This is a genomic window from Salinisphaera sp. SWV1 (genome assembly GCF_052044155.1).
Lineage (GTDB): Bacteria > Pseudomonadota > Gammaproteobacteria > Nevskiales > Salinisphaeraceae > Salinisphaera.
On the sequence record NZ_JBQDYE010000048.1, the window covers coordinates 1 to 24,996 of the forward strand.

Below are 24,996 nucleotides of genomic sequence, written 5' to 3' on the forward strand. Positions count from 1 at the left end.
TGGCGAAAGCCGCTGCTCGCACAACCCCTTGTACCGAAACCCAATTGAGGCAAGCTGAGTTTGCGAACTAATCAAGTGTCGTTTTGTACCAGCCGGGGTTTTTCTTCACCCATCCGCTGCATATATTCTATGTTTGGGACGGGGGCATGTCGTTTCACGGTGGTATGCTTGGGGTATTCGCCGCCGCGGCTTGGTTTGCCCGGAAAACAGGCCGGCATTTTTTCGAGATTACGGACTTCGTGGCGCCGATGGTGCCCATCGGGCTGTTCTTCGGCCGGATCGGGAATTTCATCAACGGCGAGTTGGTCGGCCGGGTGACGCACGTGCCCTGGGCGATGATCTATCCGCACGTCGACATGCAGCCGCGCCATCCCTCCGAATTGTACGAGGCCGCGCTCGAAGGGCTTTTGCTGTTTGCGATCCTCTGGTTCTACGCGGCCAAGCCGCGTCCGCGGATGGCGGTATCGGGGTTGTTCCTGCTCGGCTACGGCTGTTTTCGTTTTATCGCCGAATTCTTTCGCCAGCCGGACCCGTTCCTGGGCTTCGTTGCCTTCGGCTGGATGACGATGGGACAAATCTACTCCGCGCCCATGATCGCCGCTGGCATTCTTATTCTGGTATGGGCTTATACGCGGCGCGGCCGAAGGTATGAGCGTTCTGGAACGACCTTATCTGGATCTGATGCGCGGGATGCTCGATCACAGCACCATAGCTGAACGCACGCGCATGGCTACATGCTTGCTCTGCGGCTGCCAAATCCGGTTTGATTTGGCCGTCGGTCTTCCGGCAATCACACCGAAAAACTGCAATGGGGCTCGAACGCTACGACGGATCGCATCTTAGCGAGTCCGCTAGGGAGAAGCCAAATGCGCCGTATCGGTTAGCCGGGTCGACAGGGTCGATGGGACAAGACATCGGCCCGAATTATTACATGCCGGCACGCGGGCGCTGACCTGCAATGGATTGTTGGTCGATGACCTGGATAGGGCCGCGGTGAGGATCGGCCGCCCGGAATAGACCCGGATCGGCTGGTCCAGCCCGACCTTGATCAAACGCCCGGCCGGGTAGTGCACGCGCATGGCAACGGCAGCACTCTGGGCGCAGGACAGAAAATGCTGGAAATTTGTCATGGCCTCAATGCGGTCAACTCGCGGAAAAATCGTAAGCCATGACACTTGTCCGCAGTGTATCGGCAACGCTAGGGGTGATCCGCCAAGGCCTTGACGATGCGGCAATCTTCGATCCGCCCCCCATGGCAGGCATGGATCATATCCTCCAATGAGTTTTCCAACGCCTGCAAGGTCGCAAGCTTGTTACGCACGGCTTCAAGATGCTTTTTCGCGAGTTGGGCCACGTCTTCACAGGAGGCGTCACTCTGATCCGCCTGTGTCAGCAGCGCGCGTACATCGTCTTGGCTGAATCCCAGTTCCCGGCAGCGCTTGATGAACGTGAGCCGTTCGACATGTGACGGGCCGTAGTAGCGATGGCCGCCCGCGCCGCGACCAGCTTCCGGTAGCAGGCCTACATCGCCGTAGTAACGGATCGTGGCCGCGCCTACGCCCGTGCGTCGAGCCAGATCGCCAATACGCAGATCGGATTGCGTCATAAGTACCTCACGCTTGACCCTCTAGTGACTAGAGGTTCTAGGATCATGGTACAGAAATCACAGTCGATACTCGACTGCGCCGATGTTTGCGAAGAAGAGGACATGAAATGAGCGATTGCGGCTGTCACGTCGAAGCGAGCAACGAGGCCGAGCGCCGAATCCTACGGATCGCCCTGGCGCTCAACGCCACGATGTTCGTGGTCGGCATCACGGTCGGCCTTATCGCCCAGTCCATGGGGCTGGTCGCCGATTCGTTGGATATGCTGGCGGACGCCAGTGCCTATGCGATCGGCTTGGCCGCAGTGACACGCAGTGCACGTTTCAAGGCCTCTGCGGGTCAATTGAGCGGGTCGATGCTATTGCTGCTGGGTTTAGTCGTGCTGGCCGGTGTCGTATGGCGTGCGGTCATAGGCAGCGAGCCCGAGGGCTCTTGGATGATCGGGATCGCTTTTGTGTCCCTCACCGTCAATACCATCGTTCTCCGGTTGCTGGGGCGTTTTCGCCATGGCGAGGTGCATCTGCGGGCGACCTGGCTATTCACCCGGGTCGATGTAATTGCCAATGTGGCGGTGATCCTGTCCGGCGTGCTGGTGCTGGTTCTGAACAATGCCGCACCTGATCTGATCATTGGCACCGCGCTTGGTCTCTACATTATCAAGGAGGCGATCGGCATCGTGCGCGAGGCACGCGAAGAAAAAAAGACTGCGAAGTAAACGGGCGCGTTTTCAAGGAAGCGCCGTGGGCGATCTGGCCAACATCGTATTGATGGCCCGAGGCTACTTGGCGTGAGTTCGGGCAATCTTACGAATGAAATGATTCAGGAGTATCTCGATGAGCAAGAAGGTGAGCCGGTGGCAGATAACAGTCGCTTTCAAATTGACCCCATAGACGAGGGTACTAGTTCACGCTGGTTTCGATGGCCGTCTTTAGAGTTCCGACGGTGAACAGATCCGGTAGCCGCCGATGGATTGTGCCATCGGGAGTTAATATCACGGCGAACGGTAGGCCGGCCCCGCCGAACGCGCGTAGGTAAGCATTGAGGCGCGCATCGGGCCGGGTCAGATCGGCCTGGAGAACCTGCATGTCCGTGGTTGTGACCGCACGAACGATTGTCTCGTTGGAGTAAACGGTCTGTTCCAGAACCTTGCAGTTGATGCACCAGTCGGCGGTGAACTCGATCAATACCGGGCGGTGGTCAACGCGCGCGGCCGCCAGCGCACGCTCGGTCAGCGGTTGCCACGGTAGGCCATGCTCGGCGGCATTACCCTGGTTGATCTCGATCGCGGCGGCGCTCACGGCGACGATTGCCAGAACCAGCGCCGGTACCATCCTCGCGCCGAGCCCCGGCCCAACCCATAACGCGCGCAACAGCCAGAAGGTCAGCGCGCCGAGCCAGCCGCTCCACAGGAGTGTGCCGAATCGTGGGGCCACGACGGTGGTGGCGAAGAATACCGCGCCCGCCAGCAGTACCAGCCCCAGAACCTGTTGTATGCGCGAGAGCCATGGTCCGCTGCGGGGTATCCGGTTCAGCAAGCCGGGGCGCGCCAACAGCACGAGATAGGGCAAGGCCAGACCCACGCCGACGGCCAGGAACAGCGCCAGGATGGTGCTGGGCGCCTGCGTCAGCGCGAACGCCATGACGCCGCCGAGGAAAGGGCCGGTACAGGGCGCCGAGAGGATGGCTGACAGCAGGCCGGCCAGATACGGCTCGGCGTAGCCGTTGGCCTGTATCCGATAAAACCACTGCGGTGGCTGCAGACCGCGGCCCGCCAGGCTGTAGACACCGAGGCCCGCCAGCACGAAAGCGAGTACCGCCCGAAACCAGAACGCCTGGAACAGCGTGCCCCAGGTCCAGTGCAGCCAAGCGGTCGCCAGGGCGAGGCCGCCGAAAAACGTCAGCGTACCGGCGAGCAGCGCGGTGGCCGCGAGCAGGCGCTGCCGCGCACCGCTACCGACCACGCGGGCGATGCTGCGCAGTTTGATCGGCAAGGCAGGCAGCACGCACGGCGTCAGATTGAGCAAGACACCGGCGGCGATCGCGATCAGCAGATACGGCCCAAGAATCATGGTCCGTATTTTCCTGTCGAATCGTCCGGCCCCGGTTGCGAAGCGTTTCGTTGTCGGTGGAAACTCGTGTTATCCGACCCGGTGACGCTGGACTCGGGCCGAAAAGTATCCGCTTTCATTGCCGTCAAGCGAAAGGACACGGCCCCGTACGTGGCGACGCCATAAGGCACAACGTAGGTGAGCAGCAGTTTCACGAGATTGAGGTGTTGCCCGCTGAGCAGCGCATCGCCTTGATTGATCAAGTTGAGGACTGTTCCCACGATCAGCGCCACGACAAAAGACCGGCGCGGCACACCGTCGGCGACACAACACCGGCAAATCTGTGCTAAGCGGGCCATCAATGTTTCCGTTGATGGGTGCCGACGAGGCCACGCCGGACGGCGCGCGTCGCCAATAGAAAAAGCAGTGCGCCGAACCCGACGACAATCCAGACATACACCGGTAGTCTTAACGCATGACTGCCCAGCAAGACACTGATCACGGTCAATGGCAGGATGCCCAGGCCGGTTGTCCAGGCGAATGTCAGGCGGGGCACACCAGCCAGACCAGCGGCGTAATTGATTAGGTTGAATGAAACGATCGGAAGCAGGCGCGCTACCAGCAGGGGCGCAACGCCAATATGGATCGTGAAGGCATCCAGCCGTGCGCGGTATCGCCTCGGCACCAATCGGGTTCGTGCGGCTGGGCCCAGTGCGCGCGCTATTTCATAGCTCAGCAGCGCGCCGATCATGGCGCCCGACCAAGTGATCAGCACGCCCAGCCAGGGGCCGAATACGACACCATTGGCGACGGCGATCACCTCGGCCGGAAAAGGCACGAAGGAATGCGCCGCCATCAGGGCGATGGAAGCCAGCGGCGCCCAGAGGCCGGCCTGTGCCATCAGCGCCGGCAGACCGTCGATACTGAAATTGACGCCAGCCAGGCTGTACTCGATAAGACACCACAGAATGATGATGTCGATGCCCAACAGGACGACGGTCAGGACGAGCCCGCCCGCCAAGAGAGACCCGCGCCGGCCGTTTTTCGCGGCGTACAGTAATCCGCACGACGCCAGGATCAACAAGGTCAGACCGATCAGGGCGAGTGCGATACAAACCAGCAGTGTGCCGGAAGTCATCTCCATGTCAGTCCGAGATTGCCGTAAACCGGGCGGTCATGAGGCCCCATCGCCAGTCGATCTTGTAGCGCTCGGTGTCCACTGTCGCGTAACCGGCTTGTTCAACCAACGCTGCGCATTCTCGCGTCCGATACACCCGGCCATGCGCCCGTCCGAACAGGCGCTGGTAGGCATCCAGAACGCGACACATCAGATAATCACCGCACCAATCGGTGATGACGAGCCGGCCGTCGGGCCGCAAAACCCGTTTTATTTCCCGCAGCGCGGTATCGGGCTCGGCGATGTAATGGAACATGTTGCAGGACACGACGACATCGAACTGCCGATCGGCAAACGGCAGTGTCTCGGCCCATCCACGCTGCAGTTCGACGGCGGACGGGAGCCGGCGACGCGCGATCGCCAGCATCTCGGGCACCGGGTCGACGCCCGTCAGCCGGGCCGCTGGGTGAATGGCTGATAAACGACGCAGCAGCACGCCCGTGCCACAACCGATATCGAGCAGCCGGTCGGAGTCACATAGCGGCAGGCGCGCCACGGTGGCGCGTGCGGTGGCGTCAACGTAGAACGACCACCGGCTGTCGTAAGTATTCGTGAGGCCGGCGTATTCCTGGGCGATACGAACGTGCGGGTTGTTCGTGGGCATGCGGCGCCAGCCTGTCTTGTTATTGCCGGTCTTGTTATTGGGTTTGTGCATCGATCACAAGCGCACCCTATCCATTCAGTCGCGGCCGGACGAGCTTTGTTCCGCCATCGCCTGTTGAATCCGATCGAAACTCACCACCCCCGAAAACAAGGTATTCCCCACGATCACGGTGGGCGTGGCGCGCAGACGGATCGCTTTGCCGGCATTTTTTTCCTTGGCGATAACGGCGTCGGTTTTATTGTGTTTCAGGCACTGCTCGAGCTTGTCGGCGTCAAGACCGGTTTCGACGGCGATATCGAGAAAATTAGACGTCGCATCGTCCGTGGCGGCCCATTGGTCCTGCGTTTCGTACAGGCGGTCGTGGTACGGCCAGAATTTGTCCTGGCGCGCCGCGCAGCGCGCGGCTTCCGCCGCCTGCTGCGCGTGGGCGTGCATGGGTAAGGGAAAATCAAAGAATATGAACCGCGCCTTGCCGGACTGGACCCAGTCCTGACGAATGCGCCGCGCGGTGGGTGCGAAGGCGCCGCAGGCGGGGCACTGGTAATCGCCGAACTCGCGGATGGTGATGGGCGCGTTGTCGTGGCCGACCGCCACGCCGAGCGCGTCATACTGTGTTCTGAATGCGGTCATTGTGCTCTGATCGAGCTTGCGCGGATTGTCGGAGTCGGTCGAAGCTTTCGAGCCGCCCCGGAAGCTAATCAGCATGATCGCGGCGATAATCAGTACGCCGGCAATCACGGCGGGGATGAACAGAATCCCGAACAGGCTGCTTGGCGCTTTGTCAGTTCTCTTCATGCTGGTTTATCGCGCTGTGAGGAAAGAAAGGGTGTCGCGGCCAGCCAGTGCTCGACTGGCCCAGCCCTCGACATCGTTTCAAAAGGGGTCGATAACGCCCTCGAACACAGCCCCGGACATGGGGTGTCCGGGGCTGTGAGGTTGGATCGGCGTTACTTGTTCGGCTGCTTGGTCATGCGCAGATAGGGCTTGAGTTCGTTCCAGCCGGCCGGGAACAGCTCCTTGGCCTGCTCGTCGGACAGCGCGGGCGAGACGATCACATCGTCGCCGTCCTGCCAGTTCGCCGGCGTGGTCACCTTGTAGTTGTCGGTCAACTGCAGCGAATCGATCACTCGCAGGATCTCGTCGAAGTTGCGCCCGGCGCTTTTCGGATAGGTCAGCGTCATGCGGATCTTGTTGTTGGAATCGATGATGAACACGCTGCGCACCGTCGACGTATCGCCGGCGTTCGGGTGGATCATGTCGTAAAGTTCCGCGACCTTGCGGTCGGAATCGCCGATGATCGGGAAATTCACGGCCTGACCCTGGGTCTCCTCGATATCCGACGACCAGCGCTTGTGATCGTCCACCGAATCCACCGAAACCACGATGGCTTTCACGTTGCGTTGGGCGAACTTTTCCTTGAGACCGCCGACCGCGCCCAGCTCGGTCGTGCAGACCGGCGTGAAATCGGCCGGATGCGACATCAGCATGCCCCAGCCGTCGCCGAGCCACTCATGAAAATCGATCCGGCCTTCGGTGGTGTCGGCCGTGAAGTTCGGGGCGGTATCGCCTAGTCGTAAACTCATCGTTTGCTCCTCAAATCTAAAATAATCGGTAAAAAGCAGCCACTCATAACGAGTGGCTGCTGTTAAAGGCCCGAATCAGCCTTTGTCGGCGCTGCCGCTCTGGCTATCGGATTTTTTCATCTGGGCCTCCATCATCTTGTTGCAGTTGCTCATCATCTGGTTCATTTCGGTCATCATCTGCATCATGGGCATTTGGCCGTTGCCCATCATGCCCTGACTCTTATGATCTTTATTTTTCATCATCTGCCCCATTTCACCCGCGCCCGAGTCGTTATCACTCGACGTGGCGGCGAATGAGGCGGTTGCGATGGCGGCCGAAGCCGCGATGAAGGTGGCTGCGGTGAAGGCTTTCAGGGTCTTACGCATGGTCTTGTTCCTCGATACGTTGGGGGGAAGGTCCCGGCAGGAGCGCCGGAGAATCGCTGGCTGGGGCGTCGGCCGCTTCGGACTTCTGTGCTTTTTTCGAACAGGACTGCATGCTTTTCATACAGATGCCCACCATGATCAGGCACGGCAGCGTGCTGAGCAGAATGGGTAGAACGCCGGCGGCCGCCAGCCCGTTCCAGCCGAACGCCAGCCCGAGACCAACGATCGCGAGACCGCCGACCATCAGACGCTGACGCTTGAGCCAGTGCAGCGCCGGATGCCGCGGTTTGACTTGCGGGCCGGAACCCGTGGTTTGGTTTTTAGAGCAGCTCATAACAGGGACTCCTTGTAATGGGTATTAACCACGGCTCAGTACGTGCCGTACACATCGCCGCTCAGTGTGCGAACGACGAACGGCCCTTGTTTCTCACCTTTCATGCCGGGCGAGCCGGCCGGCATGCCGGGCAGCGATATGCCTTTGATATCGGGCTGCTCGCGCAGCAGCTTGGCGATGGCCGGCTCCGGCACATGGCCGACGACGACATAGTCGCCGATCACCATCGTGTGGCAGGACGACAGCTCGGGCGGTACGCCGTGCTTCTGGTTGAGGGCGGCCATATCGTCGGTATCGACGACCTTGACGCCGTATCCCTTCTGGTCGAGATAAGAGGCGTATTGCTCGCAGCACTGACAACCCGGGTTGTGGTACAGCGTTGCGGCCACCGGCGCGGCGACTGCCGTGCCGGCAAACGCCAACGCGAAGACCATGAGCGAGAATATCGCCACGGCGCGGTTGAGAGATTGTTTCATCCAGATGTAACTCCACGTGACTTGAATACAAAGCGTCCGGATGACGCGGCCGAGCCGCATGCTGCGTATGCAACGTACGTGCATTACGCAACGCGACGGCGGTTAGGCCGGCCGACCCGTACAGGTCGGCAGAACTTCAGTGAAATCCGGACGTGAGGCGCGGTAAGCGCCGATCAGGTCAAACGCGGATGAAACGCGGAGGGAAGGGGTCGGGGCCCGACAGCATTCGGCCCAGATGGGCGCGCAGATGAAAGCCGGGGATGGCCCTCGGGGGCAACACGAGCGCGGCTGCGGTATCGTTTGTGTCAGCCGTCATGCTGCACATGGCGAGAACGCAGGTCGTGGTCGCGGGCGGCGCGTGCTGTTGGCTCGCAGGATCGGCCTGACATAGCGCGCACGCCGTTGACGGACTTGATGAAGACGGCATCGACCACGCCATGACGGCTGGACTGGCCAGCACGCTGGCTAAGATCAACAGCGTGATCAGGATGGAAGGAACAAGCCGCTTCATAAGACTTATAATATAGGCGCTCTTTATGACGATGACAAGGTAAAAGCGTGTAAAGCGTCAAAAATAGTTTTCAGCGTGCGTCATATCGGTCGGGCGTCGCCCTCGTAGATGAAGGCCATCGTTTTGGGGCCTTTCATATAACCGGTCTCGAGCCGCGCCACGTCGAAGCCTGCGTGTTCGATCAGTGCTTGAATCGGACGGTTCAGATGACAGCCGCCGCTGACCTTTGACCATACCGGGGTCAAACGGTGCTGCCATTTTCTCACGGCCTCTTCGGGCCCCAATCCGTGTTCGACGAACAGAAGCCGACCGCCAGGCTTGAGCACACGACGCATTTGTGCGAGCGCCCGATCCGCATGCGGGATGCTGCACAGCGTCCAGGTCGTCACGATCGTGTCGAGGCTCTTGTCATCGAACGGAATGGCTTCCGCCGAACCCTCGATCAGCGAAACCGGCCGGTTCGAGCGCCCGGCCGCGCGCTCCGCGAGGCGGACCAATTGCGGTGACGGCTCCAGACCGTGAATGCCGCGGACGTGTGGCCCGTAAAACGGCAGATTGAGGCCGGAGCCGATGCCGATTTCCAGCACCTCGCCTTGCGCGCCGGCCAACACGCGCCGACGATACGGTACGAGGTGGCGATTGCGCATGGCCAGGTGACAAAGCCGTGGCAGAACTACGTCGTTATAGAGTCCCATCGTTCATACTCATGTATTCGCTACTCGCCCACGCTCGCCACAGTATCGAAAAACATCGCCGGCCGCTGCCACAGCGAGTTGACAAAGATGGCGGTCACGCTCGCCGCCATCGCGACCATGGCCCACACCGGATAGATCAGGCCGGTCGCGGCCAGCGGAATACCGATGCCGTTGAAGGCAAAGGCCAGTCCCACATTCTGCAGCATCTTGCGATAGCCCCAACGGCTGATTTCCCACGCCGTGATCACGGCGCCGACCTGGCCGTTGAGGATGATGATATCGGCGGCATCGATGGCGATGTCGGCGCCCGAGCCCATGGCGATGCCGATATCGGCCTGCATCAGCGCGGGGGCGTCGTTGATGCCGTCGCCGACCATGGCGATCCGCGCGTCGCGCTGCATGGCGCGCAGCCGCTCGGCTTTGTCGGCCGGCAGCACATTCGCGTGGACCTCGTTGATGCCGGCACGCTCGGCGATATGGCGGGCGGTGCGTTCGTTGTCGCCGGTGAACATCGCCGTGCGGATGCCGAGCTCGTGCAGCCGGGCCACGGTGTCGACGGTATCGGCGCGCAAGGCATCGCCCAGCGCAATCGCGCCGAGCAAGTGCTCGCCGCGCGCCACGACAATCACCGTATGACCCTGTTGTTCCGAGGCTTCGATGTGGTCGTTCAAGGCGTCGAGCGTCAGCCCCGCCGAGCTCAGGAAGGCGGGGCTGCCCACCCGGATGTCGTCGCCATTGATCCGCGCCGTCACCCCGCGTCCCGACTCGGCCTGAAAATCGGCCACCTCGGGGAAATCCAGACCATGATCGAGTGCGGCCTCGACCACGGCGCGGCCCAGCGGGTGCTCGGAAGCGGCCTCGACGGCCGCGGTCAGGGCCAACAAAGCGTCCTCGTCGTCATCCAGGCTTTCGATATGGCGCACCGCCGGCCGGCCTTCGGTCAGGGTCCCGGTCTTGTCGAAGACTACGGTGTCGATCTTGCGCAGCGCCTGGAAGGCCTCGCCGGTGCGCATTAGCACGCCCTTGTCGGCCGCCTCGCCGGCGCCGCGCACGATCGACAGCGGCGCGGAGATGCCGACCGCACAGGGATAGCCCATCACCAGCACCGTCAGCGCGGCGAACACCGCCCGCTGATATTCGGGGTCGCCGCCGAGCAACACCGGACCGAGGGTCCAGGCGGCGAACGCGAGCGCCGAGATCGTCAGCACGGTCGGCGTGTAGACCTGCAACACGCGATCGACGATGTGCAGTAGGCCGGGCTTGAGCGCACGGGCGTCTTCCACGCTGGAAATCACCTGATGCAGAAAGCTCTCGTCGCCGACCGCCGTGACCCGGATCAGCAGGGTGCCGGTGCCGTTGATGGCGCCGCCGACAACGCTATCGCCGGCGGTCTTTTCCACCGGCAGCGGCTCGCCGGTAATCAGCGCTTCGTCCACCGCCGAATGGCCGCCGACGATCTCGCCGTCAACCGGAATACTCTCACCCGGACGCACCCGCACCTGCATGCCCGCCGTGATCTGCTCGACGGGCAGATCCTGTTCGTCGCCGTCGGTGACCACATGCGCGGTCTCCGGCTGCAGATCCAGCAGCCGCTTGACCGACTGCGCGCTGCGCGTCTTGACGATTAGCGACAGCCATTCGGAAAATAAGTGATAGGTCAGCACCATCACCGACACCGCGAAAAACGCCGCCGTCGGATAGCCCGCGGGTTGTGCCGCCAGGCCGATCGCGCCGCCGATTAGGCCGGCGAAGGCGCCGATCTCGACCAGCACGTGCTGATTGAGGATGCCGCGACGTAGCGCCTGGAAGGCCATGACGCCCATGTGCCGGGCCAACCCGAACATCATGGCCAGCGCCAGCGCGCCGACCAGCAGCGGCTCGGTGCCGGCCAGCACGCCGCTCGCGCGCAGCCCGAACAGGGTCAGCCCGCCGGCGGCCAGGCCGGCGCTGCCGGTCAGCGCGATGGCCGGCCCGCGCCCGCGCAGCACGGCATAGCCGAAGCCGACCAGGCTGACATAAACCAGCGCCGACAAACCCAGGGTCCAGGCGCTGGCAGTATCCACAATCAGCCCGACCGCGGCCAGGCTCATGGCCAGCGCCGCCACAAAGCGGTTACGCTCGATGGCCAGCGCCTGTTCCTGGCGCTCGAAGGGTTCGACCTTGCGCGGATCGCTCAGGGTATAGCCGATCTGCTGGAGCGTGCCCATCAGGGTGGCGGCGTCGGTCTCGCCGCCGTCGTATTCCACCAGCGCCTGCTCATGGGTCAGACTGACCGCCACCCGCTGCACGCCGGGTTTGGCGCCCAGCGCGCGCTCGATAGTGCCGGTGCACAGCGAGCAGTGCATGCCGCCGATATGGGCACGCACGCGGCGGATATTCGAGTCGCCGGTAGCTTCTTCGCTCCAGGGATGGAAGTCGTCGGAGTTAACGGTGGCATCATTCATGACAATACTCCGGGTTGAGGCGGGGATGTTCGGTCAATAAAAAGCCAGCCCGATCGACCAGAAACCCAGTAGCACCAGCACCGCGCCAGTGACGCGCGGCATGCGGGCGGCAAAACGGGCGATCGCATTCAACAGCCGCCGCCCGCGCTGGGTGAACACCGCCAGCACGAGCGGGCTGGACAGGGCCAGCCCAAAAATCAGCAGGGATACACCGCCATAGGCCACACCGCCGCCGGCCGCGGCCTGGGCGGCCGCGCCGCCGAGCAATACTGCGAGCAGTGGCGCCGCGCAGGCCGGGATGTTGAATCCAAACAAAACACCGAGCGCGGCGCCGCCGGAAGTCGCCGGTACGCGAGGCAACAAGCGATCGCTCTGGCGAATCAGCCACGGCGCGCCGCCGGCCAGATAGGCCAGCCCGAGCGCGACATACAAGCTGCCCAGCACCATCCACAAGCCGTGCTGGATACCCATGAATCGGGCGCCGATCACGGCCGCTAGCACGCCGAGCCCCGCCATCAGTCCGGCCCGGGCCAAGGTGAAGACCAGCGTCTGGTACAAACGCTGGTGCTCCGGCAGCCGGTCCAGGAACTTCAAAAACAGCAGGTGGCTGCCGACCGAGCACGGCTCCACGAAAGCCAGGAGCCCAAGGCCGGCAGCCAGCGCTCCAGCCTGTGCGATCTCCAAGGCTTATGCCGGCGCGGCGGCATAGCCGGCGTCCTGCACGGCCTGGGCCAGCGCCTCGGAAGACACTGTTTCGGCGTCATGGGCGATACGTGCCTGCTTGTCAGCCAATGACACGGAACAGCCTTTGACGCCGGTTTGCTGCTCGATTACGTTCTGTACGATCTGCACGCAGCCTTGGCAGTGCATGCCGTCGACGGTCAGCGTCGTTGTTTGCATGGAACGCTCCTGTGATTAAGGGGTTCGCCGCGTCGGCTTAGACCCTGTTTGCATTTCACATGAGCGTAGACCCTGGAGTCGACTCCAGGTCAAGAATTTATTTAAGCGGCCGGGCCGGGCGCCGAACGCGTTCACTCGGACGTATCCAAGCCGTCGATAATCGGACAGCCTTGATCGCTGCCCCGGCACAACTGCAGCAATTGCCCGAGTTCCTGTTGCAGCCGATCGAGATCGGCCATGCGGGCCTGAATCTCTTGCAGTTTCTGTTCGGTCAGCCGTGCGACCTCCGGCTGGGCGGCCTCACGACAGCTTCGCGATTCGAGCAATATCCGGATTTCATCCAGCGAGAAACCGCAACGCTGGGCGCGCCGGATGAAACGCAGCCGCGCTAGATCGCGCGATTCATAGCGTCGTCGCCCGCGATTATCCCGCGCGATCCGCGGCATGAGCCCAATTTTCTCGTAATAGCGCAACGTATCGACGGATAGGCCGGTCTGCTGGGCAGTTTCACCGATGCTGGGCATAGAATGGGATCCTCGAATTCATCGGAAAGTGGGTTCGGGGCAGTTGTGGCATATCAGGTTGCGCTTGTATTCATACCGCCATAACTGCGGGTCAAAGCCCAAGCAATCGAGGCAATGGCGCCGAGTATCAGCAATGTGGGGCGCGGACCGAACACCGAGCCCAACGTGCCGGCCAAGGGATGATTAATCAGTCAGCAGGCATGCGACCGGGCGAACTGAGCCTTACACAGCCGAACGCGACCGTATCGCGCTCGTACCCATCGCAAGGCCGAACACTTGCTCGCAGCACAAATGGTCAATCTACATCGAGATGAGCGGCAACCAGATCGCCAGCGTGATCAGTGTGGCCAGCAGTACCGGCGGCGTCAGCACCAGACCGACCTTCATGTACTGGCCCCAGCCGATGCGATATCCTTTGCCGGCCAGGACATGCAACCAAAGCAGCGTGGCCAAGCTGCCAATGGGCGTGAATTTCGGCCCCAGGTCGTTGCCGATCACGTTCGCGTAGATCATCAGTTCGTGGGTCAATTCGGGTACCTGCGCCTGCTTGATGGCCAGCGCGCCGACCAGCGTCGAGGGCATGTTGTTCATCACCGAGGCCACGAGTGCGGCGATAAAGCCGGTCCCGAGCGTGGCGACGAACGGGCCCTGCTGGCCCAGCCATTCGAGTACGGTCGCGCCGTAATGGGTCAGCCCGGCCTGGCCCAGGCCGTAGACCACCAGATACATGCCGATCGAGAACAGCACGATCTGCCAGGGCGCATTGCGCAGGACCGGGCCGAGCGGCAGAACGGCACCTCGCCCACCGCGCCACCAGCGGCCGGCCAGCCCCAGCAAAACCAACGCGCCGGCCCCTGTGACGACACAGAACGGCACGTGCCAGCGAGCGAGTACGAAATACGCGACCAGCAGCACGGCCAGCACCGGCAGCGCCGCACGGAACACATAAGGGTCGACGATCGCGCTCGCGGGCTTGTCCAATGCATCCACCGGGTAGCGGCGCGGAATGCGTCGGCCGAAATACAGCCAGAGCACCGCCAGCGTCGTGGCGATCGAGACCAGATCGACCGGCACCATGACCGCGGCATAACGATCGAACGAGACGTCGAAGAAGTTGGCCGAGACGATGTTGACCAGGTTCGAGATTATCAGCGGCAGGCTGGCGGTGTCGGCGATGAAGCCGGTCGCGATGATGAAGGCCAGCGCCGCCGAGGCGGAGAACTCGAGCCGAACCAGAATGGCGATCACGATCGGCGTGAGCAGCAGGGCCGCGCCATCGTTCGCAAAAAATGCGGCGATGACGGCGCCGAGCAGCACGATCAGTGGGAACAGCAGATGTCCGCGCCCGTTGCCCCAGCGCGCGATGTGCAGCGCCGCCCAGGAGAAAAAGCCCGCCTCGTCGAGGATCAGCGAGATGATGATCAGCGCGACGAAAGTGAAGGTGGCATCCCAGACGATATTCCAGACAACCGCCACATCGGAGAACTGCACCACGCCGGTGGCAAGCGCGATGGCCGCGCCGCCCAGCGCGCTCCAGCCGATGCCGAGGTTTTTCGGTTGCCAGATGACGAGCACGAGCGTGACGACGAAGATAGCCAGCGCCAGCATAAACGGCTCCTTGGTCGCGGTGTCGCTTAGTGCGCGACTTGATTGACCCGGCGGGAGGTTTCTTCGGCGCTTTCGACGCGCTCGGAATAGCGATCGGTCAGATACTCAGCTCGATCACGCATCAGCCAGGTGAACTTCGCGAGTTCCTCGCAGACGTCGACCACGCGCCGATACAGCGGCGAATCCTTCATGCGGCCGTTGTCGTCGAACTCGCCGAACGCCTTGGGCACCGAGGACTGGTTCGGAATCGTGACCATGCGCATCCAGCGACCCAGCACGCGCAGTTGATTGACCGCGTTGAAGCTCTGGCTGCCGCCGGAGACTTCCATCACGGCCAGCGTTTTGCCCTGGGTCGGGCGCACGCCGCCCAGCGACAGCGGAATCCAGTCGATCTGAGCCTTCATGATGCCGGTCATCGCACCGTGGCGCTCAGGACTGATCCACACCATGCCCTCAGACCAGGTGGCCAGTTCGCGTAACACCTGCACGCGCGGGTGATCCGCCTCGGCATCGTCGGGCAGCGGCAGACCCGACGGGTCGAATAGCTGGACCTCGCAGCCAAACCAGCGCAGCAGGCGCGCGGCTTCCTCGGCGAGAAAGCGCGAATAGGATCGCGACCGAAGGGAGCCGTAAAGAATGAGAATGCGCGGCGCATGCCGCGAGTTATTCGGGCCAACCAACGTATCGATATCGATTGGCTGTAGCGACTCTGGATCGATGTGGGGCAGGTCGTGAAAATTCATGCGATGCGCCATCAGATCGCCTTCGAATACGTGACGACTTCGCCGTCTTCCTTGGTGAACGTCGCGATCGGCTCGTCCAGGAGATCCAGCACACGCTCGGAAGGCCGGCACAGGCGCACGCCTTTGTCAGTCACCACGATCGGCCGGTTGATCAGGATCGGATGCGTCAGCATGGCGTCGATCAGTTGATCGTTAGTCAGCGCGGGATCGTCCAGACCCAGTTCGTCATAGGGCGTGCCCTTGCGGCGCAACAGGTCACGCGGTGGCATCGCCATCTCGTCAAGCAATGCCGTCAGGCGCTCACGCGACGGTGGATTTTTCAGATACTCGATGATTTCCGGCGTCTCGCCGGACGCCTCGATCATGGCCAGCGTATTGCGCGATGTGCCGCATTCGGGGTTGTGATAGATCAAAGGTCGCATGAGATATCGTCCTCAGTCGGGCTGCCACTCGTAGCAGGTCGGCGAATCAGGCAAAGGGTTTCAGCGGCCTGGTCAGCCGCCACAAAAGGGGCCGCAGCCTCATCAGATCAGTGGAGTGCCGGTTCGCCAAGCAGTCGTTCCACGTGAACACGCATGGCGTCTCGGGTCGTGGCGAAGGCGTTCGCGATTTCCTGCGCGCTGCCACTGACGCGGGCCGGATCTTCAAACGACCAGTGGATTTTATGTGTACCGGTCGGCAGCACAGGGCAGTGTTCGTCGGCATGGCCGCAAACGGTCACCACCACGTCCGCCCATTCGATATCGGCGTCGTTGAGAACCGACGACGGTTGCTGAGAGATATCAATGCCGACCGCCTGCATGGTCGCCACCGCGTTGGGATTGATGCCGTGGGCTTCGAGCCCAGCCGAGCGCACGGATACGCGGTCACCGCCCAAGTGGCGAGTCCATCCTTCGGCGATTTGCGAGCGGCAACTGTTGCCGGTACAGACATAGAGAATATTCATTACAAAATCCTTGGGCCATCAGTTGGCGCAGCGTTCGCCGGGGCGGTCCGGCATCGTCGCCAGTTGCATCGCGTCGTCGGCGAAGGGCGACAACTTGACGTTTACCTCCACCGTCGCCTGAATCACTTGTCGCGCCCAGGCGGGCAGGTTCTTGGCGAGGCGGTAATGCACCCAGATACGCTCGCGGCGATCGTCCACGACGCCGGCGTCGCGCAGCAGTTTCAGGTGACGCGAGATTTTCGGTTGCGACAGGTCGAGCGCGTGCACCAACTCACAGACACACAGTTCATCGTGCGCGGCAATCAACACGACGCAGCGTAGGCGCGTGCTATCCGCCAATGCCTGGAAGAAATCTTCGGGCCGGGACGACGGGGTTTCGGGGTCAACGTGTCGAGCCGGAGCGCCGCTCATGTTTCGGGCTCCGAACTGGCAACCGATATATCGCGGCCGATGGCATCGGCGTCTCGTTGCAGCGTGAGTCGATCGCGCGACGCGATCGGTAGGCTCATGAACAGCACGTTATAGAAGCGTCGTTCGCCGGCACGCATAAATATGCTTATCCGTATATGCTGAAATCATTATATACGAACAAGCGCATGTCACAATACGCATGCAGAAGAAGTGCCCGATAGGCGCTTAGCTGTTGACGGCTACCCGGGCGAGAGAGCCAAACGGGTCAAGTGGGAAAATTCTGCCCCGGTAGCGGCCGGAGACGAGGCTTAGGATTTTTCGCTTCGTGAGTGGCCGCGATACCACTGTTTGGCTGCGCGCAGCGAACGTATAGTCACCGCGTCATTTGCGTGCCGACCAAGATAACCAGCGCGCCCGCGATCGCCAGACCAGCGCCCGCCGCATCCCGGCCGTTGGGGCGTATCCCTTCGGCCAGCCAAAGCCAAGCCAGCGACGTGACGATATACAACCCGCCATAGGCGGCATAGGCCCGGCCGGCGGCGTTCACGTCGATACGGGTCAGTAGATACGCGAACAGTGTGAGCGACAGCAATCCGGGAATAAGCCATCCCGCGCTCTTGTCCTGACGCAGCCACGCCCAGAACGCAAAACAACCGGCGATCTCGGCCAGGGCGGCGGCCAGATAAATGGCCGTGCTGACGGCATAAAATCGGATCATCATCGCATCCTATCCGGGCCGGCATTCAGGGGGGCGACACGGACCAACATTTCCGCACCTACGACGCACCCGCCGTGCCACCGGTCCGGCAAGCACCGGTACGCCAAACGCGATGACATTCAAAGCATCGCGCCCAAATCGGAACCGACAGTCGGGTAGGCCGGCACCATCGTCTTCAAATCGGAAACTTTGAGACCCAGCTTGATCGCGAGTGCGAATATATTGATCAATTCCGCGTAGCCGGGCCCGAACAGATGGGCGCCCAAGATCTCATCGCTCGCGTTGTCGACAATAATCTTGACTGCCGCATACGGCTCGCCGATACGCAGGTTGGAAAACCAGCCGCTGGTATCGGTGAACTTGACGTTGACATCATGGCCGGCGTCTCGGGCCTCTGACTCAAGCATCCCCACGCGGCCGAGCGCGGGCACGGTAAACACCACACTGGGCACGCCGCGATAGTCCGGGGTTTTATGGTTGCCCTTCAGCATATTGGAGGCCGCGACTTTACCCTCGAACACCGCGACTGGCGTCAGCGGCAGGCCGGTCGTGTCGGCAGCGTCGCCCGCGGCATAGACGGCGGGGTTGGAAACGCTTTGCAAATAGTCGTTGACCACCACACCGCGTTGGCCCGCCTCGATATGGGCGGCCGCCGGATCAAGCGCCTCGATCGCCGGCGCGCGGCCCGCGCCATGCACGACGCGGTCGACGGTCCATTGCTGCGGTTTGCCATTCTGCTCGCCGACAACAACGAAGCCATCCGGGGTTTTCTCAATCGATTTCAGCGTCGTACTGGGCCGGAAATCGATGCCCGCCGTGGTACTACGCGCCACCAGTTGGTCCACCAGATCGGGATCGAACGCTTTCAGGGGCCGATCGCCACGATTGATGATCGTGGTATGAGCGCCCGCACGCGCCGCCATGTGGGCGAATTCGAAGGAAATATAGCCGCCGCCGACGAACAGCAGGCGGTCCGGCAGCTCTTCGAGCGCCATGAACTGCGCATTGTCGATCAGGTGTTCGGCTCCGGGGATATCCATAGAGCGTGGTAGGGCACCGGTCGCCACCAGGACATAGCGGCTGGGAAAGCGTTCGCCCTCGACCTCGATCGTATGGTTATCGACAAAGCGCGCGGCTCCATGAAGCGTCGTGATCCCGTTTTTTCTAGCCCGTTCTCGATGGTATCCGGCATCTTCTCGGTAAAACTGCGCTTGTGTGCGACCAGATCGGACCAGTTTATTCTCAAGCCATGCTCTTCGATCCCTTTGCCTTGCATCAATTGCGCGGCATCGATAATCTCCGCGCCACGGCGCAGAATCTTCTTGGGGTCGCAGCCGCGCAATGCGCAGGTGCCGCCGTACGGCAATTCATCCACGACCGCCACGGACCAGCCCGCGGCGGCGCATTTGTGAGCCGCGCTGACGGCCGCCATGCCGACGCCGATTGCGATGAGATCGAATGATTGAGCCATGATTGGGGCCTCTTGAAGTGGGCTAAATCGAGGGTTCACGTTGCTTGGGAACCGGCGACTGCTTTAATGAGCGATTCAGCGAATTCGACTATCGAAGCTGACACATCAGACGTTCGAGTGAACCGAGGAGTTCGCCTTGGAATAGCGGCGGCGTTGATCCATCAGACTCCAGACCGACGCACCCACCAACAGGGCCATGCCGACAATAATCAGGGCGGTTCCGGCCGGCCGTGTGCCCATGAGCACATGCGGCAGAATCACGCCCACCCACGCCAGCGCGCCGCCCGCCAGGCCTATCCAGAAGGGGGCGTAGCGCGAGACGGCGCCGGCTAACGCGCGGCCCTGAATCCCCAGGTTCCACACCATCCAGAGCACTGAGACCGTCATCAGTGGACCCAATACATAGATATTGAGAACGGAGTGAAAAGCGCTGAAACCGAAGGCCGCCGCCAGGGCGGCGAGGATCGGACCGGCGCCCAGACAGCAGGCGCTGACGAATAGCGAGCCCACGAGACCGAATGATTGACGTCCAAAGCTCATGCGATTGCCTCTCGAGAGTTGTGTCGATGGGACGGATGGGACTCAGCCGGCGCAGCACGACAGCTGCTCGACGTTTTTGGTAAACGTCTGCGCGCAGAGCTTGAGGGCTTCCACGTGCACCAGATACGGGAACAACAAGTCCCCCAGGGCCTCGACGGTCATGCCGGTATGGATGGCAAGCACCGCGGTCTGGATCATCTCGCCGGCCTCGGGGGCGAGAATCTGCGCGCCGATCAGGCGGTGGCTGCCCGCCTCAGCGATCAGCTTCACGAAACCCCGGGTCTCGAAGTTGGCCAGGGCGCGGGGTACGTTCTCCAGGCCGAGCGTACGGGTTTCAGTCGCGATGCCGCGTTCACGTGCCTGCTGCTCGTCCAGCCCGGCGGTCGCCACCTGCGGCTCAGTGAAGATGACCGCCGGCATGGCGGACAAATCCAGCGTGGCCTCGCCGCCGGTCATGTTCACCGCCGCGCGGGTGCCGCCGGCGGCGGCCACGTAGACGAGCTGCGGTAGGCCGGTACAGTCGCCGGTGGCGTAGATGTGCTCGATGCGGGTGCGCAGGTGCGCGTCCACTTTGACGCCACCGCGCTTGTCGGTCTCGACGCCGATCTGTTCCAGGCCGAGATCACGCGTGTTCGGGGCGCGCCCGGCGGCCATGAGCAGCCGGTCGCCATGAATCGGGCCGTTCTGGGTCTCGAGGACGAACTGGCCCGACTCGTAACGGACCGCGCTGGCCTGGGTGTGCTCGCGCACGTCGATGCCCTCGGCCCGGAAGGCGTCGGTGAGACCCGCGCCCAGGCCCGGGTCCTCGCTCGACAGCAGCGTGCTGCGGGCCAGAATCGTCACCTTCGATCCGAGTCGGCGAAACGCCTGGGCCTGCTCGACCGCCACTACCGAGGCGCCGATGACCAGCAGGTGTTTGGGCGTCTCGTCGCTGAACACCGCCTCGTCCGAGGTCCAGTAGGGCGTGTCCGCAAGCCCCGGGATCGGCGGGATCATGGGTGAGGCGCCGGTGGCGATCAGCACGCGATCGGCGGCGATTCGCTCCTGCCCGCCGCCCTGCAGTTCAACGAGTAGGCTATTGGCATCCTCGAAGCGGGCGCGACCGCGGCGCATGTCGATGCCCGGGTTGTCGTCCAGGATCTTCTGGTATTTGGCCTGGCGCAGCTCGGCAACCCGGCTGTACTGCTGCGCCGCGATCCGCGGCCGGTCGATCGCCGGCGTGTGATTGGCCAGCCCGTCGAAAGGGTTTTCACGCTGGTTCTGGGTTAGCTGGGCGGCCCGGATCTGGATCTTGGAGGGCACACAACCCACGTTGACGCAGGTGCCGCCGATGATGTCGCCGGACTCGATCATCGTGACTTGGGCGCCGGCCTCGGCGGCGCGGATGGCGGCGGCGAACGCGCCGCCGCCGCTGCCGATGATGGCGATACGCAGGCCCTCTCCGTCGCCGTCCACTGCCGTGGCGGGCTCGGCGGGGGCTTGGTCGTCATCCAGCGTCCGGGCGTCGTAGCCTTTGGCGCGGACTGCCTCGATCAGCGCGGCCTCGTCCGTACCGTCGGCCAGTTCGACCTGGGCGCGGTACGCAGGATAAGACACCTCGGCGCGCACGCCGGGTAGTTCATTGAGGGTAGTCTCGACCGTGCGGGCGCAGTGCTCGCAGGTCATGCCGGTGATGGCGAAGGTGCGTTGCATGACGCGTTCCGATGAATCCGGTCGTTGACGTGATAGCGTGACCGTATTGCCGTAGCTCGGTACGGAGTCAAGTAATATGGAAACGCTGTCCATTGGCACTCTGGCCCAAACCGCCGGGGTCAACGTCGAGACCATTCGGTTTTATCAACGTCGCGGCCTGTTGGCCGAACCGGCGAAACCGTATGGCGGGATCCGCCGGTATGGCGAAGCGCATGTCACGCGGGTGCGGTTCGTGAAATCGGCGCAGCGGCTCGGTTTCAGTCTGGCCGAAGTCGCGCAACTCCTGCAGCTCAACGACGGCGTCCAATGCCAGGAGGCCAGCGTTCTTGCCGAGCATAAACTGTGGGAAGTACGCGACAAAATGACAGACTTGGCACGAATCGAAACGGCGCTGTCTTCATTGCTTGAGGCCTGCCAAGCGCAGCAAGACGCGGTGTCCTGTCCTTTGATCGCGGCGCTACAGGGCGGGGGCAGGGGAGCGAAAACGTAGCGTACGACTCGTTTGTTACCGAGGAGTTACCTGCTTATTTCGCCTCTGGGGCGGTGACGCTGCGTTTCAATATCGCTGAAAATGGGCCGGACAATGAGTCCGGCCCGATCCTTCTGGCGGCAGGCAATAACCGAAGCGAGTGCCGGGCTGTGTTTCCACCTTCAGCCCGATATACCAACCCATGTATTCCGATGCTAAATAGCAGGGGCGCCCGCCCGGCCGGGCGACCGATCTTAGCCCCCTACATGCCGTGCTTGATGCCGCGCTTGATCAGCCACCAGTTTGCGGGGTAAGCCGTCGCGAAACCGATGATCATCGCGATCTGCATCATAAACCAGAAAACGGGCGAGGTAACTTCCGGCTCGTGCGGCAAGAGCACCAGAAACGACAGTGCGATGAAGCCGAACATGCCGATCTCGAAAGCGACCAGCGACAGCGTATCGGCCTTGATGGCGTTGATGAACGCCCGGAACGGGTTGCTCTCGCCCATCGCCATCATCGGCAGCATCTGGAAGGCGATGCCGAATAGATAGGCGGCGACAAATTCGCCCACAAAATGGCCGAGCAGCAGCACGCCGAATACGGTGAAACCGGCCACCGTTACGAGCGGCGCCGCAATCGAGTCGCCGAGTACGCAACCGCCCGCGCAGTGGGTCACGCCGACCAGCGTACTCTGCCAGTGTGGTTTATCGACATGACCGCCAGCCTCGGCGTCGGGTCGACCGAGTTTCTTGTAGACCCACCAGCCGAATACCGGTGTGAACAGGCCATTGACGGGCCACGTCACGTTCATGATCTGCATCGGCTGGGGATGACGTATTACGTCGCGTAGTATCGCCAACCCCGTTGCCACGCCCAAGAGCACGAAGATCCAGGCAATGATTTCAAGTGTTTCCATAGCGCAGTCCTTGATTGCGAGTCGGCCGGCGCCGCTGCTCGGTCGTTGACAGCGTTCAAGCCGAAGAGTAAATTTTCAATCACATCCTAACCCACCCCTAGTGGGGTGGATCAACTAGTGGAGTCCCTATGACCAAGCTGAAGATCGAAGGCATGAGCTGCCAGCATTGCGTCAAGGCCGTCGACACGGCGCTGTCGGACGTGCCGGGCGTGGATCGGGTCGTGGCCGTTCGTCTCGACGAAGGCGAAGCCGAGGTCGAAGGTACGGCCGACACGAAGGCGCTGATCGCGGCGGTTGAGGAAGAAGGCTACGAGGCTCGCGTCGCGTAATGGCTGACCTTGATCCGCAAGAAACCCGTCTGGTTCTGGACCCGGCTGTACGGGACGATGCGCGCAGCCGGCTCCGATCCATTCGGGGCCATGTCGAGGGCATTCTGCGCATGCTTGAACGCGACGATGTCTACTGCGTGGACGCGCTCAAGCAGATCAAGGCGGTGAATGGTGCGCTGGCCAAGACCGGCGACATGATCCTGCGCTGCCATCTGAAACACCATGTGGTCACCGCCCACGAACGCGGCGATGACGAAGCGATCGTGGCCGAGCTCATGGATATTCTGAAATACCGCTAACGCGGAGGAGGCCGATATGGCCCAGGATACGATCCGGGAGATCGATTTCGGCGTCGACGGCATGATGTGCGGCGCCTGCGTGGCCCGTGTGGAAAAGAAGCTCAAGAAGGTCGACGGCGTCCAGAACGCTTCCGTCAATCTGGCGACCGAGCGGGCCAAGGTCTCGCTCGACACCCGCGTCAACGATGTGTCGGCGCTGTTCGATTCAGTTGCGTCGGCCGGATACGAGGCACGTACCGAAACGCTTGAGTTCAAGGTCGACGGCATGACCTGCGGCTCGTGTGTAGCGCGCGTCGAGAAGAAGTTGAGTAAGCTCGAAGGTGTGCTCGAGGCCACCGTGAACCTGACCACAGAACGGGCCCGCGTGGCCTACGTCCCTGGCCTGGTCGATCAGCCGCAGCTGTTCGAGGCGGTCGAAAAAGCCGGCTATTCCGCGGTCGCGCTCGACGAGAACGCCGGAGCCGACGACGATTCGCCGAGCGAAGCCGATCGGCTCAAGAAAGCGTTGATTCTAGCCGCGGCTTTCACGATTCCGTTGTTCGCGATCGCGATGCTGCATAGCGTGCCGTCGATCGCGAACGCGATGGATCGGCTGCTGCCGGCACGCGTCTGGACCGTCATCGAGTTGGTGCTGGCCTTGCCGGTCCAGTTCTATGCCGGCTGGCGTTTCTATAGGCTCGGCTGGGGCGAAATGAAGCATCTCGCCCCGGGCATGAACAGCCTGGTGATGCTCGGCTCGAATGCCGCCTTCTTCTATTCGCTGGTGGCCTTGGTGATTCCCCAAGTCTTTCCCAGCGGCACGGCGCACACTTATTTCGATGCGGCCGGCATGATCGTCACGCTCATTCTGCTCGGTCGCTATCTTGAAGCCGTGGCCAAGGGCCGGACTTCGCAGGCGGTCCAGGGGCTGATGCAGTTGCAGTCCAAGACAGCGCGCGTCAAACGCGACGGCGAATGGACCGAGGTCGAACTCGACCAGGTCGCCCAGGGCGATATTGTATCCGTGCGGCCCGGCGAGCGCGTCCCGGTTGATGGTACGGTGCGCTCGGGCGAGAGCTATATCGACGAGTCGATGATCTCCGGTGAGCCGGTGCCGGTCGCCAAGCAGGCGGACGACGAAGTGGTGGGTGGTACCGTGAACCAGAGCGGTACACTCGAGCTCGAGGCGACCAGCGTCGGCGGCGATACCGTCTTGTCGCACATCATTCGCATGGTCGAGGAGGCCCAGGCCGAAAAACCCGCAATCCAAGCGGTGGCCGACAAGATCGCGGGCGTGTTCGTGCCGATCGTAATGGCGGTCTCGGCTGCAACGTTCGTAGGCTGGCTGATTCTGGGGCCGCCATCCGCACTCGCGCTTGCGTTTGTCGCTGCTGTCTCGGTGTTGCTGATTGCCTGCCCTTGCGCCATGGGCCTGGCTACGCCGACTGCGATCATGGTCGGGACGGGCAAGGGCGCCTCGATGGGGGTACTGTTCCGTCGCGGCACCGCGTTGGAGCAACTGGCCCGTATCGATACCGTGGTGCTCGACAAGACCGGCACGCTGACCGAAGGTGCTCCGGCGCTCACCGATCTGGAAACCACGAAC

Annotated in this window: 33 protein-coding genes and 1 pseudogene; 7 read left to right on the plus strand and 27 right to left on the minus strand. The window is 62.3% G+C overall.

The genetic code is table 11. The features are described from left to right. Positions 1 to 83: 83 nt before the first annotated feature. Positions 84 to 716 carry a prolipoprotein diacylglyceryl transferase gene (gene lgt, locus ACS8YF_RS17360; protein WP_440851399.1) on the plus strand — a complete coding sequence of 211 codons (633 nt, stop codon included), beginning with the start codon at positions 84 to 86 and terminating at the stop codon, positions 714 to 716. A gap of 135 nt (positions 717 to 851) precedes the next feature. On the opposite strand, the gene ACS8YF_RS17365 is transcribed toward lgt, so the two are convergent. Both ACS8YF_RS17365 and ACS8YF_RS17370 read right to left on the minus strand, forming a co-directional pair. Beyond that, positions 852 to 1,130, minus strand: coding sequence for a protein-disulfide reductase DsbD family protein (locus ACS8YF_RS17365; RefSeq protein ID WP_156962590.1), 279 nt, complete (start codon positions 1,128 to 1,130; stop codon positions 852 to 854). Positions 1,131 to 1,198: 68 nt separating this feature from the next. Then, positions 1,199 to 1,606, minus strand: coding sequence for a MerR family transcriptional regulator (locus ACS8YF_RS17370; protein ID WP_037341539.1), 408 nt, complete (start codon positions 1,604 to 1,606; stop codon positions 1,199 to 1,201). 107 nt (positions 1,607 to 1,713) lie between these two features. Between ACS8YF_RS17370 and ACS8YF_RS17375 the strand changes: the two genes are divergently transcribed. Together ACS8YF_RS17375 and ACS8YF_RS17380 are read left to right on the plus strand one after the other, a co-directional pair. After that, positions 1,714 to 2,319 (plus strand): cation transporter, encoded by a 606-nt coding sequence (locus ACS8YF_RS17375; RefSeq protein WP_037340959.1) that lies wholly within the window; start codon positions 1,714 to 1,716, stop codon positions 2,317 to 2,319. A gap of 49 nt (positions 2,320 to 2,368) precedes the next feature. Then, positions 2,369 to 2,550 (plus strand): annotated as a pseudogene (locus tag ACS8YF_RS17380) (hypothetical protein); the annotation flags it as partial. On the opposite strand, the gene ACS8YF_RS17385 reads toward ACS8YF_RS17380, so the two are convergent. From ACS8YF_RS17385 to merA, 24 genes are all read right to left on the minus strand, one after another. Then, on the minus strand, positions 2,504 to 3,673 hold the full coding sequence (locus ACS8YF_RS17385) for a protein-disulfide reductase DsbD family protein (protein ID WP_353213549.1): 1,170 nt from the start codon (positions 3,671 to 3,673) through the stop codon (positions 2,504 to 2,506). The pseudogene ACS8YF_RS17380 and the gene ACS8YF_RS17385 overlap by 47 nt on opposite strands. Beyond that, complete coding sequence (gene nrtS, locus ACS8YF_RS17390; protein ID WP_353213548.1) at positions 3,670 to 4,011, minus strand: nitrate/nitrite transporter NrtS; 342 nt, start codon at positions 4,009 to 4,011, stop codon at positions 3,670 to 3,672. The genes ACS8YF_RS17385 and nrtS overlap by 4 nt, the downstream gene beginning before the upstream one ends. Further along, positions 4,011 to 4,796, minus strand: coding sequence for a TVP38/TMEM64 family protein (locus ACS8YF_RS17395; RefSeq protein ID WP_440851400.1), 786 nt, complete (start codon positions 4,794 to 4,796; stop codon positions 4,011 to 4,013). Before ACS8YF_RS17395 ends, nrtS begins: the two co-directional genes overlap by 1 nt. Before the next feature lies 1 nt (position 4,797). Beyond that, positions 4,798 to 5,484, minus strand: a complete 687-nt coding sequence (locus ACS8YF_RS17400; protein ID WP_353213546.1) for a class I SAM-dependent methyltransferase — start codon at positions 5,482 to 5,484, stop codon at positions 4,798 to 4,800. 24 nt (positions 5,485 to 5,508) lie between these two features. Continuing rightward, positions 5,509 to 6,228: a DsbA family protein gene (locus tag ACS8YF_RS17405; protein WP_353213545.1), complete on the minus strand. Its 720-nt coding sequence runs from the start codon at positions 6,226 to 6,228 to the stop codon at positions 5,509 to 5,511. 152 nt (positions 6,229 to 6,380) lie between these two features. Next, the gene (locus ACS8YF_RS17410) at positions 6,381 to 7,016 is read right to left on the minus strand and encodes a peroxiredoxin (RefSeq protein ID WP_037340965.1); all 636 of its coding nucleotides are present in this window, start codon (positions 7,014 to 7,016) and stop codon (positions 6,381 to 6,383) included. A gap of 75 nt (positions 7,017 to 7,091) precedes the next feature. Continuing rightward, on the minus strand, positions 7,092 to 7,382 hold the full coding sequence (locus ACS8YF_RS17415) for a hypothetical protein (protein ID WP_353213544.1): 291 nt from the start codon (positions 7,380 to 7,382) through the stop codon (positions 7,092 to 7,094). Continuing rightward, positions 7,375 to 7,716, minus strand: a complete 342-nt coding sequence (locus tag ACS8YF_RS17420) for a hypothetical protein (protein ID WP_353213543.1) — start codon at positions 7,714 to 7,716, stop codon at positions 7,375 to 7,377. Before ACS8YF_RS17420 ends, ACS8YF_RS17415 begins: the two co-directional genes overlap by 8 nt. A gap of 35 nt (positions 7,717 to 7,751) precedes the next feature. Beyond that, entirely contained in the window at positions 7,752 to 8,192 is a 441-nt protein-coding gene (locus tag ACS8YF_RS17425) for a DUF411 domain-containing protein (protein WP_353213542.1), read from the minus strand. Between the two features lie 591 nt (positions 8,193 to 8,783). After that, the gene (locus ACS8YF_RS17430; protein WP_037340972.1) at positions 8,784 to 9,398 is read right to left on the minus strand and encodes a class I SAM-dependent methyltransferase; all 615 of its coding nucleotides are present in this window, start codon (positions 9,396 to 9,398) and stop codon (positions 8,784 to 8,786) included. 20 nt (positions 9,399 to 9,418) lie between these two features. Beyond that, entirely contained in the window at positions 9,419 to 11,842 is a 2,424-nt protein-coding gene (locus ACS8YF_RS17435; protein ID WP_037340973.1) for a heavy metal translocating P-type ATPase, read from the minus strand. Between the two features lie 33 nt (positions 11,843 to 11,875). Further along, positions 11,876 to 12,526: a cytochrome c biogenesis protein CcdA gene (locus ACS8YF_RS17440; protein WP_037340974.1), complete on the minus strand. Its 651-nt coding sequence runs from the start codon at positions 12,524 to 12,526 to the stop codon at positions 11,876 to 11,878. Between the two features lie 3 nt (positions 12,527 to 12,529). After that, positions 12,530 to 12,742 (minus strand): heavy-metal-associated domain-containing protein, encoded by a 213-nt coding sequence (locus tag ACS8YF_RS17445; RefSeq protein WP_037340975.1) that lies wholly within the window; start codon positions 12,740 to 12,742, stop codon positions 12,530 to 12,532. A gap of 131 nt (positions 12,743 to 12,873) precedes the next feature. After that, positions 12,874 to 13,266 (minus strand): MerR family DNA-binding protein, encoded by a 393-nt coding sequence (locus ACS8YF_RS17450; RefSeq protein ID WP_051883715.1) that lies wholly within the window; start codon positions 13,264 to 13,266, stop codon positions 12,874 to 12,876. Positions 13,267 to 13,566: 300 nt separating this feature from the next. Next, positions 13,567 to 14,874, minus strand: coding sequence for an arsenic transporter (locus ACS8YF_RS17455; RefSeq protein ID WP_037340986.1), 1,308 nt, complete (start codon positions 14,872 to 14,874; stop codon positions 13,567 to 13,569). Positions 14,875 to 14,900: 26 nt separating this feature from the next. Further along, complete coding sequence (arsH, locus tag ACS8YF_RS17460; RefSeq protein WP_232226110.1) at positions 14,901 to 15,617, minus strand: arsenical resistance protein ArsH; 717 nt, start codon at positions 15,615 to 15,617, stop codon at positions 14,901 to 14,903. Positions 15,618 to 15,628: 11 nt separating this feature from the next. Further along, the gene (arsC, locus tag ACS8YF_RS17465; protein WP_353213541.1) at positions 15,629 to 16,039 is read right to left on the minus strand and encodes an arsenate reductase (glutaredoxin); all 411 of its coding nucleotides are present in this window, start codon (positions 16,037 to 16,039) and stop codon (positions 15,629 to 15,631) included. Positions 16,040 to 16,146: 107 nt separating this feature from the next. Continuing rightward, the gene (locus tag ACS8YF_RS17470) at positions 16,147 to 16,563 is read right to left on the minus strand and encodes an arsenate reductase ArsC (protein WP_353213540.1); all 417 of its coding nucleotides are present in this window, start codon (positions 16,561 to 16,563) and stop codon (positions 16,147 to 16,149) included. Between the two features lie 18 nt (positions 16,564 to 16,581). Further along, positions 16,582 to 16,974 carry a metalloregulator ArsR/SmtB family transcription factor gene (locus ACS8YF_RS17475; protein WP_353213539.1) on the minus strand — a complete coding sequence of 131 codons (393 nt, stop codon included), beginning with the start codon at positions 16,972 to 16,974 and terminating at the stop codon, positions 16,582 to 16,584. Positions 16,975 to 17,347: 373 nt separating this feature from the next. Then, on the minus strand, positions 17,348 to 17,692 hold the full coding sequence (locus tag ACS8YF_RS17480; protein WP_440851401.1) for a YnfA family protein: 345 nt from the start codon (positions 17,690 to 17,692) through the stop codon (positions 17,348 to 17,350). 119 nt (positions 17,693 to 17,811) lie between these two features. Next, entirely contained in the window at positions 17,812 to 18,801 is a 990-nt protein-coding gene (locus ACS8YF_RS17485) for a dihydrolipoyl dehydrogenase family protein (protein WP_353213720.1), read from the minus strand. Further along, positions 18,705 to 19,163 carry an FAD-dependent oxidoreductase gene (locus tag ACS8YF_RS17490; RefSeq protein ID WP_440851402.1) on the minus strand — a complete coding sequence of 153 codons (459 nt, stop codon included), beginning with the start codon at positions 19,161 to 19,163 and terminating at the stop codon, positions 18,705 to 18,707. The genes ACS8YF_RS17485 and ACS8YF_RS17490 overlap by 97 nt, the downstream gene beginning before the upstream one ends. 105 nt (positions 19,164 to 19,268) lie before the next feature. Continuing rightward, entirely contained in the window at positions 19,269 to 19,703 is a 435-nt protein-coding gene (locus tag ACS8YF_RS17495; protein ID WP_353213535.1) for a hypothetical protein, read from the minus strand. Positions 19,704 to 19,745: 42 nt separating this feature from the next. Further along, complete coding sequence (gene merA, locus ACS8YF_RS17500; RefSeq protein ID WP_353213534.1) at positions 19,746 to 21,395, minus strand: mercury(II) reductase; 1,650 nt, start codon at positions 21,393 to 21,395, stop codon at positions 19,746 to 19,748. A 76-nt stretch (positions 21,396 to 21,471) separates the two neighbouring features. On the opposite strand from merA, the gene merR reads away from it, so the two are divergent. Continuing rightward, on the plus strand, positions 21,472 to 21,885 hold the full coding sequence (gene merR / locus ACS8YF_RS17505) for an Hg(II)-responsive transcriptional regulator (RefSeq protein ID WP_353213533.1): 414 nt from the start codon (positions 21,472 to 21,474) through the stop codon (positions 21,883 to 21,885). Positions 21,886 to 22,126: 241 nt separating this feature from the next. On the opposite strand, the gene ACS8YF_RS17510 is transcribed toward merR, so the two are convergent. Then, entirely contained in the window at positions 22,127 to 22,783 is a 657-nt protein-coding gene (locus ACS8YF_RS17510) for a DUF4396 domain-containing protein (RefSeq protein WP_353213532.1), read from the minus strand. Between the two features lie 128 nt (positions 22,784 to 22,911). Here ACS8YF_RS17510 and ACS8YF_RS17515 point away from each other — a divergent pair, with 128 nt between their 5' ends. From ACS8YF_RS17515 to ACS8YF_RS17525, 3 genes are all read left to right on the plus strand, one after another. After that, positions 22,912 to 23,112, plus strand: a complete 201-nt coding sequence (locus ACS8YF_RS17515) for a CopZ family metallochaperone (RefSeq protein ID WP_353213531.1) — start codon at positions 22,912 to 22,914, stop codon at positions 23,110 to 23,112. Beyond that, the gene (locus tag ACS8YF_RS17520) at positions 23,112 to 23,411 is read left to right on the plus strand and encodes a metal-sensitive transcriptional regulator (RefSeq protein ID WP_037341030.1); all 300 of its coding nucleotides are present in this window, start codon (positions 23,112 to 23,114) and stop codon (positions 23,409 to 23,411) included. Before ACS8YF_RS17515 ends, ACS8YF_RS17520 begins: the two co-directional genes overlap by 1 nt. 16 nt (positions 23,412 to 23,427) lie before the next feature. Beyond that, positions 23,428 to 24,996 (plus strand): heavy metal translocating P-type ATPase (locus tag ACS8YF_RS17525; protein ID WP_440851403.1); only part of this gene is annotated, 1,569 nt, incomplete at its 3' end.